The 14485-nt window shown below is 44.6% G+C and carries 15 protein-coding genes; 9 read left to right on the top strand and 6 right to left on the bottom strand.

The genetic code is table 11. The features are described from left to right. The first annotated feature begins 146 nt into the window (after positions 1–146). From GKS34_RS13335 to GKS34_RS13320, 4 genes are all read left to right on the top strand, one after another. Entirely contained in the window at positions 147–686 is a 540-nt protein-coding gene (locus tag GKS34_RS13335) for a gluconate 2-dehydrogenase subunit 3 family protein (RefSeq protein ID WP_163385339.1), read from the top strand. A 14-nt stretch (positions 687–700) separates the two neighbouring features. Then, positions 701–2401: a GMC oxidoreductase gene (locus GKS34_RS13330; RefSeq protein ID WP_163385338.1), complete on the top strand. Its 1701-nt coding sequence runs from the start codon at positions 701–703 to the stop codon at positions 2399–2401. 293 nt (positions 2402–2694) lie between these two features. Then, positions 2695–3063 (top strand): DUF3127 domain-containing protein, encoded by a 369-nt coding sequence (locus GKS34_RS13325; RefSeq protein WP_163385337.1) that lies wholly within the window; start codon positions 2695–2697, stop codon positions 3061–3063. Between the two features lie 58 nt (positions 3064–3121). Beyond that, the gene (locus GKS34_RS13320) at positions 3122–5158 is read left to right on the top strand and encodes a glycoside hydrolase family 3 protein (protein WP_163385336.1); all 2037 of its coding nucleotides are present in this window, start codon (positions 3122–3124) and stop codon (positions 5156–5158) included. A 150-nt stretch (positions 5159–5308) separates the two neighbouring features. Here GKS34_RS13320 and GKS34_RS13315 read toward each other — a convergent pair whose 3' ends face one another. Continuing rightward, positions 5309–5806 carry a hypothetical protein gene (locus GKS34_RS13315; protein ID WP_163385335.1) on the bottom strand — a complete coding sequence of 166 codons (498 nt, stop codon included), beginning with the start codon at positions 5804–5806 and terminating at the stop codon, positions 5309–5311. Between the two features lie 74 nt (positions 5807–5880). Here GKS34_RS13315 and GKS34_RS13310 point away from each other — a divergent pair, with 74 nt between their 5' ends. The 4 genes from GKS34_RS13310 to GKS34_RS13295 all read left to right on the top strand — a co-directional run bounded on the left by GKS34_RS13310 (position 5881) and on the right by GKS34_RS13295 (position 8404). Next, on the top strand, positions 5881–6252 hold the full coding sequence (locus GKS34_RS13310; protein ID WP_163385334.1) for a hypothetical protein: 372 nt from the start codon (positions 5881–5883) through the stop codon (positions 6250–6252). Positions 6253–6433: 181 nt separating this feature from the next. Then, a complete protein-coding gene (locus tag GKS34_RS13305; RefSeq protein WP_163385333.1) occupies positions 6434–6865 on the top strand; it encodes a hypothetical protein in 432 nt (143 codons plus the stop codon). A gap of 2 nt (positions 6866–6867) precedes the next feature. Beyond that, positions 6868–7251: a hypothetical protein gene (locus GKS34_RS13300; protein ID WP_163385332.1), complete on the top strand. Its 384-nt coding sequence runs from the start codon at positions 6868–6870 to the stop codon at positions 7249–7251. A gap of 187 nt (positions 7252–7438) precedes the next feature. After that, a complete protein-coding gene (locus GKS34_RS13295; protein WP_163385331.1) occupies positions 7439–8404 on the top strand; it encodes a YihY/virulence factor BrkB family protein in 966 nt (321 codons plus the stop codon). Positions 8405–8428: 24 nt separating this feature from the next. On the opposite strand, the gene purE is transcribed toward GKS34_RS13295, so the two are convergent. From purE to GKS34_RS13275, 4 genes are all read right to left on the bottom strand, one after another. Next, positions 8429–8956 (bottom strand): 5-(carboxyamino)imidazole ribonucleotide mutase, encoded by a 528-nt coding sequence (gene purE, locus GKS34_RS13290; protein ID WP_163385330.1) that lies wholly within the window; start codon positions 8954–8956, stop codon positions 8429–8431. After that, entirely contained in the window at positions 8953–10092 is a 1140-nt protein-coding gene (locus GKS34_RS13285) for a 5-(carboxyamino)imidazole ribonucleotide synthase (RefSeq protein WP_163385329.1), read from the bottom strand. Before GKS34_RS13285 ends, purE begins: the two co-directional genes overlap by 4 nt. Before the next feature lie 119 nt (positions 10093–10211). Next, the gene (locus tag GKS34_RS13280; RefSeq protein WP_163385328.1) at positions 10212–10364 is read right to left on the bottom strand and encodes a lmo0937 family membrane protein; all 153 of its coding nucleotides are present in this window, start codon (positions 10362–10364) and stop codon (positions 10212–10214) included. A 66-nt stretch (positions 10365–10430) separates the two neighbouring features. Next, positions 10431–12212 carry a MutS-related protein gene (locus tag GKS34_RS13275; protein WP_163385327.1) on the bottom strand — a complete coding sequence of 594 codons (1782 nt, stop codon included), beginning with the start codon at positions 12210–12212 and terminating at the stop codon, positions 10431–10433. 476 nt (positions 12213–12688) lie between these two features. Between GKS34_RS13275 and GKS34_RS13270 the strand changes: the two genes are divergently transcribed. After that, the gene (locus GKS34_RS13270) at positions 12689–13489 is read left to right on the top strand and encodes a hypothetical protein (protein WP_163385326.1); all 801 of its coding nucleotides are present in this window, start codon (positions 12689–12691) and stop codon (positions 13487–13489) included. 141 nt (positions 13490–13630) lie between these two features. On the opposite strand, the gene GKS34_RS13265 is transcribed toward GKS34_RS13270, so the two are convergent. Then, positions 13631–14476: a mechanosensitive ion channel family protein gene (locus GKS34_RS13265; protein WP_435380169.1), complete on the bottom strand. Its 846-nt coding sequence runs from the start codon at positions 14474–14476 to the stop codon at positions 13631–13633. Between the last annotated feature and the right edge of the window lie 9 nt (positions 14477–14485).

Raw genomic sequence — 14485 nt, 5'->3', positions numbered from 1 at the left:
GAATAGAGGTGTACGGTGAGGATATTGTTTAATTCACAAAATTAACTCAATTCACGGGTAATATACCACCAATAAAAAAAACCTGTAACAACTAATCAAAAAATCAATACCTTGTTTGACAATAATCATTAAATCTACATACAATTATGGATAGAAGATCTGCCATGAAGCAGTTGGCTCTGCTTACCGGGGGAGTGGTCCTGATACCGGCCTGCGACTTCAGTGAGGAATCCATCTTGCAAGCCCATCAAAACTTAAAGATTACCGCTTCTCAAAAAGAGCTTTTGACCCAAGTCATCAATACTATTTTTCCGGGAAAGGTTCTTAAACCCAGTGAAGAATTGCAGCTACCCGATTTCGTCCTGGTCATGTGCAATGATTGCCTGGATAAAGAGCAGCAGGAAACATTTGTATCAGGCCTTCAGCAATGGGACGCCTTTTCAAAGGAACAATTTGGAAAGAAGTTTTCTCAAATGAATTCTACGGAGGCAGAAGACTGCCTTCGGACTGCCCTGACAATGGACGGAAAAGAAGAAGAAAAAAAGTCCGCAATAGGATTTGTCAATACAACCAAACGCTTTGCTTTGCAAGGCTACCTGAATTCTGAATACTTTATGACGGAGATCAAGCCTTATGAATTGGTGCCGGCTCGCTTTTACGGAAGCAAAAAGATTGAAAACGCATAAAAGAAACGTACGCCATGGCGAATTTGAATATAAATAGTAAAAAAGACAACACCTATGATGCTATCGTAATCGGCTCAGGCATGAGCGGCGGTTGGGCAGCTAAAGAACTTTGCGAAAAGGGCCTGAAAACCCTGGTCCTGGAAAGAGGAAGGGAAGTGAAGCACGTTCAGGATTATCCTACCACTAATAAGATGCCCTGGGAATTTGAGCACCGGGGAGCCATCCCCGAAGAAATCAAAAAGGAAAACCCAGTGGTAAGTCGCTGCTATGCCTTTCGGGAGGATGCCCAGCATTTTTTTGTAAAGGATCAAGAGCACCCCTATGTTCAGGAAAAGCCCTTTGACTGGATCAGAGGGTATCAAACGGGTGGAAAATCGCTGCTTTGGGCCCGGCAGGTTCAACGCTGGAGCGATTTCGACTTTGAGGGCCCTGCCCGGGATGGATTTGCCGTGGACTGGCCCATTCGCTATCAGGACATCGCTCCCTGGTACAGCCATGTAGAGAAATTTATCGGCGTTTCCGGCAATAAGGACGGCAGGGACAACCTTCCTGACGGGGAGTTTTTACCCCCTTTCGAACTAACAGCCGGGGAATTGTATTTCAAGGACTTTCTACGAAAAAACTATCCCGAAAGGGAAATCATCGTGGCTCGTTGCGCCCACATTACCGGCAACAAAGAATTTTATGCCAAGCAGGGCCGAGCCCTTTGCCAAAACAGAACCCTTTGCCAGCGGGGTTGCCCCTTTGGCGGCTATTTCAGCAGCAACTCCTCCACCCTGCCTTGGGCTGCCAACACTGGCAACTTGACCATGCAACACCATGCGGTGGTTGATTCCATTATCTATGACGAGGCCAAAGGGAAGGCTACGGGAGTTCGGGTGATCGATGCGAATACTAATGAAACCACGGAATATTATGCAAAAGTGATTTTTGTAAACGCCAGCGCATTGAATACCAATCTGATCCTGTTGAACTCTACCTCCAGCCGCTTTCCTCAGGGGTTGGGCAATGACAGTGGCGTTCTGGGAAAATACGTGGCCTTTCATAACTACCGCGCAGGAATTTCAGGAGAGTATGATGGCTTAAAAGAATATACTACCGAAGGAAGGAGGCCCACTTCCGGGTATTTCCCGCGCTTCCGAAATGTATACAAACAGGAAACCGACTTTCTCAGGGGATATGCCGCTGGATTCAGTGCACATCGAAGCATGATAACCGATTATTCCGGTATTGGAGAAGAACTGGAACAAGCCATTACTCGGGAGGAATACGGACCCTGGCGCGTGGGTTCACACATGATGGGCGAAACCATCCCAAAAGAGGAAAGTCAGGTGAGCCTGGATCCGAATAAAAAAGACGCCTGGGGAATTCCCCAGCTAAAGGTTTCCATGGATTACGATGCCAATGATGAAGCCATGATTAAGGACTACCTGGAGCAGATGACCGAGATGTTTGAAGCCGCGGGGTTCACCAATATCCGTACCCGGGATGACAAACGTGCCCCCGGCCTGGATATCCATGAAATGGGAGGAGCCAGAATGGGCAAGGATCCCGAAACTTCGGTGCTGAACAAATGGAACCAGATTCATAGTTGCCCCAATGTATACGTGACTGACGGAGCCTGTATGACCTCCACCAGTACCCAAAACCCCTCTTTGACCTATATGGCTTTTGCCGCCAGAGCAGTAGATCATGCTGTGAAGAATATGGGCTGATAATCCCATTTAATCGAAACCAAAAACCGGCTGATCAATTTGGATTGGCCGGTTTTTGGTTTTCAAGCCGGAGCTGACCTGTACCATCCTTCTATTCCATGAAGACAGGTTTTCATCCCTGTAAGAAATGGTCTGTGTCTCCGTAAGGGGGACCATGGAAAGAATCCAGGGTCAACGAGCGGCGACTTCGGACCAATCTCCATTTATTGAAAATCTGAGAGGTATCGCAAGCGCTATTTTAAATCCCAGCCCTTTTAATTACCTTCGTTTTTTCAACAATCAACCAACAACCCATGGAACTAACTGGAAAAATCATTCAGGCACTTGAAGAACAATCAGGTAACGGTAGAAATGGTACCTGGCGAAAAAGGGACTATATTATGGAAACCCCCGGCCAGTATCCCAAAAAAGTCTGCCTCACCGTATGGGGTGATAAAATCGATCAATTTAACATTCAGCCTGGTCAGGAAATTACAGCCAGCATAGAAGTGGAAAGCAGAGAATACAACGGACGTTGGTATACAGATGTGAAAGTCTGGCGGGTAAACAGCCCGGACAACAACGGGACAGGAGGGGGATCGGCTTCGGGAAGCCAAAAAAATGACCAGCCCGACGTGAGTACCTTTTCGGACGATAGCGAGGGCGATATTTTGCCTTTTTAATCAAGATTATCTACATGGACCAGCAGCTTCAAATTCAAAAAGGTAAATTGCCGAAATCATGAAAAACCTATTCCGACTGTCCATTTTATTTTTGTGCTTTCAGGGCCATGCACAAGGCACTTATACGCACCAACCGGAACTCGAAGCCCGGGCCGTTGACCTCCTGCATGAAGGCCAGTTAACTTTCAAAGACCTGAATAAAAACAATCAACTGGACCTCTACGAAGATTGGCGTCAGCCGGTGGCCTCACGGATTGAGGACCTGCTCAGCCAGATGACCTTGGAGGAAAAAGCAGGCATGCTACTTATCAATACCCTTAATGCCGGCGAGTATGGCCATATGACAGACCGTGCGGTCCAGTTCATAGAGGATGAAAAGATGACCCGGTTTGTTTTTAGAAATGTGCTGAAAAATAACCCTGAACGTTCTGAATCCTCCAATTCCTTTGGCGGAGCGGAGATCAGTCCCTTTGAAGCGGCCCAGTTTACCAATTCCATCCAGGAATTGGCTGAAACCACCAGGCTTGGTATACCGGTTGTATTTAAGTCCAATGCCCGAAACCATGTAGACTTTGATGCCAGAGCAGGCATAAATGTTTCCTCCGGATCATTCTCAGCCTGGCCCAAGGAAAGCGGCCTAGCAGCCACCCGGGACATGGAGTTGATTGCAGATTTTGCCAACATCATGGCCAGGGAATGGACATCGGTTGGCATCCGTGGAATGTATGGCTACATGGCCGACCTTTCCACCGAACCGCGCTGGTACAGGGTGCATGAAACTTTTACCGAAGACAGTGAACTGGCTTCGGATATACTTTCTACGCTTGTCAAAAACCTTCAGGGCGAAAACCTGAATTCAAATAGTGTTGCGCTGACCATCAAGCATTTTCCAGGTGGGGGACCACAGGAAGGTGGCGGAGATCCGCATTACGATTTTGGTAAAAATCAGGTGTATCCTTCTGATAATTTTGATTACCACGTGGCACCGTTTAAGGCCGCTATTGATGCGGGTGCCTCTTCCATCATGGCCTATTATGGCATTCCGGTGGGCCAACCTTACATGCCCAACAACGTAGGAATGGCTTTTTCAAAGGGAATTCTAACGGAGTTACTGAGGAATAAGCTGGGTTTTAAAGGATACATTAACTCAGATACCGGCATTATCGGAGATCGGGCATGGGGTCTGGAAGACAAAAGTGTTGAGGATCAAATACTCATTGCCATTGAAGCTGGTACGGATGTCCTCTCCGGGTTCAATGACAATAGCCAGCTTCTGGAATTGGTGCAGTCTGGGAAACTTTCAGAAAGCAGGCTTGATCTTTCGGTAGAAAGACTTTTACGGGAACAATTCGAACTGGGGCTTTTTGAAAATCCTTTCGTGGATCCCAATCGGGCGGCATATCTCCTGGGCAACCCCGCTCACCAGCGAAAGGCCGATCTCGCGCAAAGAAAATCGATCGTATTGCTTCAAAATAAAATGAACCTTCCTGTAACACTGCCGGAAGAAGGTGACTCCCTGATGGTCTATACAATGGGAGTAAATCCGGAAGTATTTAAGGATCGATCCTGGGCTGGCATAAAGGCAGTGGCTGGAGATCACCATTCCGGCGAGGAAGAAATTCTTGCTCCGATCAGTGATGGTACTGAACTTGCGATCATCCGTGTAAATGTATCTAATAGTGGCGGAAGAGAGAGCGGGCGCATGTTTGGCGGGGCAGATCCTAAGGAACTGGATTTACTCGCATTTTCGGATATGGAGGGTTCAACTTCCTGGGAAATTTCCCCCTCTTTACAGGACATACGAACCATTATGGAAAAGGTAGGGCCTGAAAATACGGTGTTGGCCATTGATTTCAGACAACCTTATGTATTGGATGAAAATTCAGGAATCCTCAATGCCGGAGCCATTTTAGCTACATTTGGCGTCACGGATGCGGCCCTTTTGGACATCCTTACCGGGAAATTCAAGCCTACTGGAAAGCTTCCCTTTGCCCTGGCCAATAAGCCGCAGGCAATAGTGGATCAGGCTCCTGATGCTCCCGGATATCCGGAAGAAGATACGCTGTTTCCATTTGGGTTTGGATTGACCTACTGAGGTTGATTCTTCGGGAAACTAATCTTACCACACACCACGGTCGGACTGGCAAGAAGGGGGTGAGATCACCGGAAGGAGCTAATTATCACCCTGACTTTGATCCGTTCACGTATTATTTTTTTTTGCGACCCAAGTTCTGAAAAATCCGCATCAAAGCAGGTCACTGGAGAAAGCTACCAGTTTGTTAAAGGTTTTATTGGGGACACATAGTGCGGAGGAAACGGGGTTGCAGGGGAGGTGCATGTTAAGAACTGTTCCGTTTTCCCTAAGCGACAACTCTGCCCATATCTCCGGGTTAGGGTTGATGGGGCTCAGTTGATCTAGTTCTCCATAAAAGGTTCCCCCCAGTTGGAACAGACGTTCGCTTTCCTGAATTAACGCTCGCTTCCCTTCCAACTCGTAGGTACCCCCCGCATAGAATTGGTAACCCAAAAAAGCTCCCGATCCAGCCTCCCGATACTCCACCCACTGTCCGTAGGTGCCATTTTCATAAAACGTAAACGATTCTACCCGCTCCACATCCTGGTTTTCCTCGTATTCAACCATCCTCCAGGTACCTGTAAGCATGGCTGGAAGTATGGGTTCCTCCGTGTCGGTGCAGGAAAAAAGGAAGACTACCACTAAGGAATACGCACATATGGATCTCATGGGAAGAAGATTTGAATTGTCTATTCTTTATACGTATAAAATTAAGATACTGTCCTGATTCCCGGTCTATTTTAATGACTACCAAAGTAAGCGGCAAAACCAAAATGGAGATTGCGTCTGAGGTGTTGACCAACTCGGTCAATAGCCTTCCGGAAAACCAAAAAAAATCGGACTGGTGGCTTATGGTCACCGAAATAAGGGTGATTTCAGGGACGTTGAATTTTTGGTTCCACATCATTGGGTTTGGCTTAGTTGATGAAGATACCGAGCAATTACAATGTGCTGCAAGTGCCGGTGAGGGACAGTATTTCCCGGCAACGGATGCCCTCGACCTGGGAACGGTCTTGAATGAAGCTACTACGGCTACCATAGACAAACCAAAAAGCAACGCTTCGGTATATGCTGTAAAGAACGGGAAGCCCATTGATGCCTTTGTTGAGGCTTAAGATATCGTTGGAAAAAGAAACCCTATACGCGTCCGCACCTACCGAGACACGGTTTTTTTCTATTTGCCTCCGAGCAAGTATAATTTTGAGGTAAGCCACCTTGAAGGAAGTGATGTGAAAATGGTCACTGTTACTGGCATAGAAAGTAGGGAAGACAGCCTGGTGAATCAGGAAATTAGTTTTGACGGCGGGAAATTCGGGATTTCGATCCTATAATGCACCTAAGGAAGTAGAGGTGAGCCCCGGTACATATAAAGCCACCATTCAGGCACTCGCCATGGACGGTATGGACACCTATACGGAAATTGAGAATGTTACCATAGCGTCAGGTGGAACCACTCCTGTTACGTTTGATTTCCAAACAGGGACTGCACATATCGATGCCCGGGTAGGGGACAAATCCATTGACAGTATGGTTACCCTAACCGAAGAATCCTCTGGTAAAAACGTAGCGGGAGGCCTTACCTATGATCGTGGAAAGGAATTTTTAATAAACCCAGGCGTGTATACGGTAAAAGTGACCCCATTAGGGGATTATAAAGACAGAAATGCACAGACCTTTACCTTGGAGGTAAAAAAATCAGAGAAAATAATGAAAACCGTTAATTTCTGACCATGAAAAAACTATTAAAACCTGCCAGCCTTTTATTTAATGTACTTTGCCTCCTGGTTTTCTTCCTGGCAGGAACGTTTTTTGCGGGATGGATAGAAGCTGGAAAAAATCAGGGCCTGGCTGGCGGCGCCATTGTTTTTGGTTGGGGGATATTATTTGCTGGCATTGCCTTTATTGTTTCCTTAATTCTGACCTACCACCTCATCCATAGAAAAATTGTAATTGGCAATTGGGTGCTCTTGACCTGCCTGCTTATGGGTTATGGTATTACCCATTATCGGTTTGTACAGCGGGATAAATTACAAAAAGAAGAGGCAATTCCCGATTTGGAAAAGCCAATCTCTCCCCAGGAAACGACCAAGCCAATAGAACTGGATTTCCCTTAAAATCAATCAAAGTACCTAGGTCAAAGTATCTCCCCATTCATCATTCGTTAGCAGCTAGCTATTGAACTAAAACATTCATTTTTTAGTAATGAAAAGCCCGTTAGTTGATTCAGGTGAAAAGCAGGGCATGGTTAATGCTGTACGGATAAATTATCTGATTGCCGGATAAAATTGAATTTCTATTAAAATGATAAGAAAGAAAAATATATCCGTCAGGAATAAGGGGAAATTTAGAATCGTGCATTTACCCGGGCTTTTTTGGAAAGCCGCAAAAATTTGGAATGATAACAATCCCTGGCGACTGGGTGCTGTAGTCGCTTACTACGCCGTTTTATCTCTTCCTGGTTTGTTAATCATTATAATCAATACAGTGGGAGCCATTTGGGGCACGGAGATCGTACAAGGACAGATCACCGGGGAAATCACTGAGGCCATAGGGGCAGATGCCGCGCGGGCCGTGATCTCCATCATAGAAAATACCCAAAAAGATGGTAGGACCGTTTTTGCAACCATTCTCGGCATTGCCATATTGGTGTTTGGCGCAACAGGTGTGTTTTACCAGCTCCAGATTTCCATGAATGAAATTTGGGGGGTAAAAATTGACCCCAAAGCCGGATACTGGAAAATCATCAAAGACCGGGCCTTGAGCCTGGCATTTGTCATGGCCATTGCGTTTTTATTGATTGTCAGCTTTGTGGTTTCCACTGCCTTAACCGTGGTCAGTACCTACCTGGCGCGTTTATGGGAACCTGGCTATGTAGAAATTGCCCAGGTATTGGAGTTTTTATTTTCCACAGGTGTGTTAGGATGTCTGTTTGTTTTGATATTTAAATTTATGCCTGACATGAAGGTTCATTGGCGCTCCGTTTGGCTCGGTGGATTTATTACCGCTTTTTTATTTAATCTGGGCAAAATTCTATTGAGCCTTTATTTTGGTATTGCTGAACCCGGTTCTACCTATGGCGCAGCGGGATCTGTGGTATTGGTGTTATTATGGGTATCGTATTCTTGTTTGATACTGTTTTTTGGAGCTGCATTTACCCGCGTATATGCCGAACGATACGGACCAAAGCTTCACCCTGAGGACTTCGCCATCATGGTTGAAAACAAAGAAGTAGTCATTGAAAAGGGAAGCAAAAAATTAGGAAAATAACGTTAAATAGGACAAAAAGTCTTCTCAGTGCCCTTGGTTTCGCAAAACGGTTTTCCAACCTTTACTTTCTATCTCTTCAGCGGTATCCTCAACTTTTTCTTTGAGTGAATTTTTGAAGGTCGCCATTTTGGCCCCCGTCTCTTCCTCAAAGGCACCAACAATCGACGCGGCTAAGATTCCGGCATTTTTTGCCCCGTTCAATGCTACTGTGGCTACGGGTATGCCCGATGGCATCTGCAGGATGGACAAGATACTGTCCCAGCCATCAATGGAATTAGATGATTTGACCGGTACACCAATTACAGGTAATGTGGTGAGTGAGGCCACCATTCCCGGCAGGTGTGCCGCACCGCCGGCACCAGCGATGATTACCTTTATGCCTCTTGCCTTGGCATTCTCAGCGTATTCAATCATCCTCCCGGGCGTACGATGTGCCGATACGATCGTGAGCTCGTAGCCGACATCCATTGCTTCTAAAAATTCTGCAGCCGCTGCCATCACCGGAAGGTCCGATTGGCTGCCCATGATGATACCTACCTTAACCTTGCTCATGCTTTTATTTTGATTAATTCCTTAATTCGCTGGGCCTTTTCTCTTAGCCGATCCACATCTTCCTCCAATACCGTCACATGTCCCATTTTCCGAAAAGGCTTGGTCAACTTCTTTCCATAAAGGTGAAGGTAAACTCCTTTTTCCTTTAGCGCTTCGTCCATTCCCTCTACAAGTGCTTCGCCCGTGTACCCGGCTTCACCCAACAAATTTACCATGGCCGCTGCACTCCGGATACCGGTATCCCCCAGTGGCATGCCCATTACTGCCCGAAGGTGCTGCTCAAATTGGGAGGTATAATTGGCTTCTATGGTGTGGTGCCCACTATTATGTGGACGAGGGGCGATTTCGTTCACCAGAATTTCGCCGGCCTTGGTTACAAATAGTTCTACGGCAAGCAAGCCCACCATATCCAACTTTTCGATCACTTCCAGGGCCAGGGACTGTGCCTTTTGATCCGTCTCCGGAGAAATGGTTGCCGGAGAAAACAAAAATTCCACCAAATTATGTACCGGATGAAAGGCACATTCCACCGATGGAAAGGTTTTTACCTCTCCTTGTTCATTTCTGGCAACAATAACGGCAAGTTCTTTATCGAAATCGACAAATTTTTCCAGCAAACCTGGCGCATCAAAGGCTTTGTCAAGGTCTGATGCCGACCGAATGAGTTGCACGCCACGACCATCGTAACCTTCTTTCCCCAATTTATGAACTGCAGGCAAAAAATCCAGGTGTTGCTTTACATCTGCTTTGGTTTCCGTCAGCACAAAAGGGGCCGTAGGGATGTCCCTATCCAGGTAAAATTGTTTTTGCTTTCGCTTGTCCTGAATCAATTCGATAATATGTGGCTGTGGAAATATTTTCTTTCCCTCCTTCTCCAGTTGGTACAACGCTTCGGTATTCACATGCTCTATTTCAATGGAAATCACCTCACATTCTTTTCCAAATTCATAAACGGTGTTGAAGTCTGTTAGACTCCCCTGAACAAAGCGGCTGCATAGGTTTTTACAAGGGGCCTCCGCGTCCGGATCCAGAATGTGGATATCCAGGTTGTAATTTATAGCGGATTGGATGAGCATTCGGCCCAGTTGCCCTCCTCCTAAAATGCCTAAGGTCTGTTGCTGGTAATTTCTTTGCACGATCTGCCTGATTTACATGGTTTGCAAACCCAAAAATAGGCATAAATACCGAATGGAAATAAAAAAACCGCCATTCCCGGCGGTTTTCATTTATTTAATTTACAGTAATAGTTAGCTGGCTATACCGTCCTGCCGCCTATAACGCGGAATAGTATGGCGATTATAGCTAAGACCAATAAAATATGAATCAGTCCACCTACGCTATAAACAAATGCTCCAATAATCCATCCGATAACCAGGATAATTGCAATCAAATACAATAAAGAACTCATAGTGGTGTTGGTTAATGATAGTTATAATTTATATATAAAAAATACCAATATTTATGCCAAAAAAAATTATCCCTTATCTGAACTTGTTTTTGAGAGGTTTATTCCCATCAATCCCATTAGCTTTTGTGCATTAAAGTTAGGGCAGGGGCCCTTTTTTATTTTATAGTCAAAAACAATTTCTTCCTTCTGAATATCATGGTGAAAACTATAATTAATCAGAGACGGAAGACTACTTTCCATTTCACTCAATTCGATATCATGGGTAGAGATAATGCCTTTGGAAGAGCTTCCAGCCAGTTGCCGGATCAGGGCCTCGCTACCCATAATCCGGTCCGCAGTATTGGTTCCTTTAAGTATTTCATCCAGCAGGTAAAAAATGGGCTTACCTCCCTTCGCCAGATCCAACAATCCTTTGATCCGAGCCAGCTCTGCATAAAACGAACTGATACTTTCCCCCAGGCTATCGGTATTTCTCATGCTGGTATACAATTGGAAATGACCACTGCGAAGTTGCGCTGCAAAAGGAGGAACTCCCATACCGGCCAAAACCAGATTAATACCTACCGTACGCATAAAAGTGGTTTTGCCGGACATGTTGGAGCCAGTAAGGAGAATGACCTGATCCTTCTCTTCCAGTTTAAAATCATTAGGTACACAGTCCACTGGCTTAATTAAGGGGTGTTTGACCGCAACCATGTGTAGCTCCTCCACTGAGGACCAATGAACGGGAGCGGAAATTTTTTCCTCCCTAATAAAAGCGGCCAGCGAAATCAGGGCTTCCCAATTTTCAAATGTTTCTTCCCATTCCCGGATATAGCTTCCCACCCTATTCTGCCAGCGAACCAATCGGTAAAGCACAAAAAAATCTGTCCAGAAAAAAACGTTAAAAATCAGATACATGAGATTAGTCCTGTTTTGCAGCAAAAAGGTAAGGCTTTCCAATTGATCCAAGGCCATGGATGCAAGAAAGCCGTGGTTTTTTACGGGTTGCTGAAACCCCTTTAATAAGGGGTGCTCAAATTCTTGTCTTTCGAGCAAATTTGCCCAGGCTTGTAATGTTTTAAGATCACTGTCATTTGGAAGCGCCTTCATCGCGGCAAGCAGAGGCTTAAAGACCAATCCAAGCAGGAGCAGTCCAACCGCTATAAATATACTTAGGTACACCGTCGGAAACCATCCAAATAACACCCCCAACAAAATCCCCAAACCAAAAGAAGGACCAATAATCATGGGTAATAGGAATAAGGGGCTCCACCTTATTGGTTTTTCAAGCCAACGATAAAAAGTTGTTTTGGACTTTTCTTGTTTCAAAAAGGCCTTGCCCAGCGATTCAAATATGAGTAAAAAATCTACTTTGCTGCTCAATTCAAGTAATGCTTCCCTTTTCTCTTCGGCTGCCTTAGGCGGAAGGGGATGTCTGATCCATTGCGCTAATTTGCTTCGTCCTCCATTGCTAACCGTGTGGTTGAGCAATTGGAAGAGCGAATGTTCTCCAAACAAATCAAGATCACTCGAAAAGGGATGATTAGGATCTATAAAATCTGCTCCCGGATCGAAACCAGACAATTTTCTTTCCTTCCGCTTTTCCCCCATCCTTTGAATTTCCAGGAGCGATTCGTAAAAATGTTCCCGGTCCTTTTGGGTGTTAAAGCGCAAAATCAAAACTACGAACAAACCACTCAGTGGCAAAAACAGCAATGCGGACCAATGAGATTCGGAAATTCCTACAATTAATACAAAACCCAGCAAAAAAAACAGCCCTAATCGACCCACTGAAAGCAACAAGGCGGCTTTCCGAGCGTCTTCCACTGATTTTTCAGGGTCTGTAAGGTCAAAATTGGTATTCATATGGAGTTGGATTTGCGAATGAAGGACCAAAGATAAAAAGAATTTTGCTGAGGACCCCTTTACGGTAAACCGGTTAGCAGAAGGCGGGTAATTCGGTAGGTCCTTACCGGTTTTTTAAAAAAATTACCGGTAGGGTCTCGCCAGTATAACCCGCAGAAAACCAGCTCACTTACTCAATATGCATTACCTGTCCCAGTTCTAAATAATATTTTTTTTATTTTAAATTTCATTATTCGGTTTAAAACCACCCCAAAAAACAAAAACCGGAAGCAGGTGCTGCTATCAAATGCATTTTTTCTGAAAAAAAGGGCAATTTTAATGCTACATCGGCGGGCGCATGCGTATTTTTGCCTTTCAAAATCAAATATATGTTTTGTTATTTTTAAAAGTAAAATAGTTGGTATTCCATTAGTAAACCAACGTATTCTATTCTATATTTCGTATACAAACAACAAGGTCATTGACTTTAGCATACGATGGAAACTTCGAATTTACGTTTGGTTAACTGGTTTGTAGTAGCCTTCCCATTCTTGGTTTTATCCTGTATGGCTCCTGATTTGGAAGATCCTGCACCCGAAATGGAAATGATTTCTTCAGAGGAGGTAGCCCACACAATGGGACTAATGGAAGAGGTAGATCTTATGGTTTTATCAGCCTTGCAGCATGATCTAACCCAGCAAAAAATTACGCCATTACCGGATGTTTCCAGTTGCCCGGGATCGATTTTCCAGCATGACGAGAAAAACAATCGCGTACGGATAGATTATGGAGACGGTTGTGCTTCGGGCAGGGGAGTAGTAAAAAAAGGAATAGTAACCATCGATTATACGGATGAATTCCTGATAAAGGGAAGTAAGGTGATCATCGGATTCGAAAATTTCTCACTAAACGGGCATCAACTGAAAGGTAGCCGGCTACTAGAAAATCTTGGATTTGAGATAAACAGTCGAAGTCTCCAAATTTCATCGGTAACCAACGATTTTAAAGTGACATCCCAATCGGGTAAGACCTATAATGTAAATCAGGATTATATAAGAAGCCTGCATTTGTCCACCGATAAAGAAGGGTTTCGGATTTACCTGGAAGGATATGGAAATTTAAGTTCTTACAACGATGAGAAGACATCCTTTGAAATCATTCATCCAATGGTCTACCTGCAGGAATGTATGAACTCCGGACTTTCTATTCCATCAAAAGGAAGTATGCAGCTAAAGGGTGAAAAAGATTTACAAGTACTGATCACATTCAATTCAGAGAGATGTAGTACCACTCCCTGAAATAAAGAGTTTATTTTTTTGAAGATTAATTACGAGTGATGTTGGAAGTGAAGTTGGTCGAATTTTGGTAGTTGGTTATTTTTTAATGTAGGGTTTGCCCGGAGCCTCTTAACTTGGTAGTAACAGAGGCTCCGGCTTTTTTTACCCTTTTATTTCAGGTTTTCCTTCTGGAAAAAAGTGATGTACGTCGCGCTGAGGAAAGGGAACTTCAATGTCATGTGCCTCTAACGATTCCTTTATGGTCTCCATATTGTCCCAAAACACCGGCCATAAATCATCTGCATTGGCCCAGCATCTTACGGATAAATCGAGCGAATTATCCCCAAAGTTGGTAAAATATACTGCTGGAGCTGGATCTGCGAGTATTCTTTCGTCCTTTTTTAGCGTTTCCAGAATGACCTGACGGGTTTTTTTCAGATCTGTCCCGTAGGCCACTCCCACTGCCATCTCCACCCTACGGGTGGGTTTGATCGAATGATTAACAATGCTGTTATTTGCCAAAGCTCCATTAGGTATGGTTACTACTTTATTGTCAAAATTTCTAACGGTGGTATACAGGATAGCTATGTTTTCTACCGACCCCAGGGTTCCCTGCGCCTCAATGGTTTCCCCTAACCTAAAGGGTTTGAAGATTAAAATAAGAATTCCTCCGGCAAAATTAGCCAGGGAGCCTTGTAATGCCAGACCAATGGCCAAACCAGCAGCGCCTAGAACTGCAATGAAAGCAGTAACCTGCACGCCCATAGTCGATAAAACAACTAAAATCAATATCACATACAATAGTCCTTTCAGGAAGCTATTCAAAAAAGAAGTTAAGGATGGATCGATATCGTATTTGGCGAAGACCTTATTGAGTGCCTTCAAAGTAAAATTGATTACCCATTTACCGACAAAATAGACAATTACGGCAACAAGAATGCTGGTTAAAGCATCTAAAATAAATGGGAGTGCATTCGCAAACACTCCTTCGTAATCTATAGTATCCATATCCATAGG

The organism is Cyclobacterium jeungdonense, from assembly GCF_010994275.1.
Lineage (GTDB): Bacteria > Bacteroidota > Bacteroidia > Cytophagales > Cyclobacteriaceae > Cyclobacterium > Cyclobacterium jeungdonense.
Note: the sequence above shows the minus strand (reverse complement) of the source record. Positions and strands in the feature narration are given on the sequence as shown.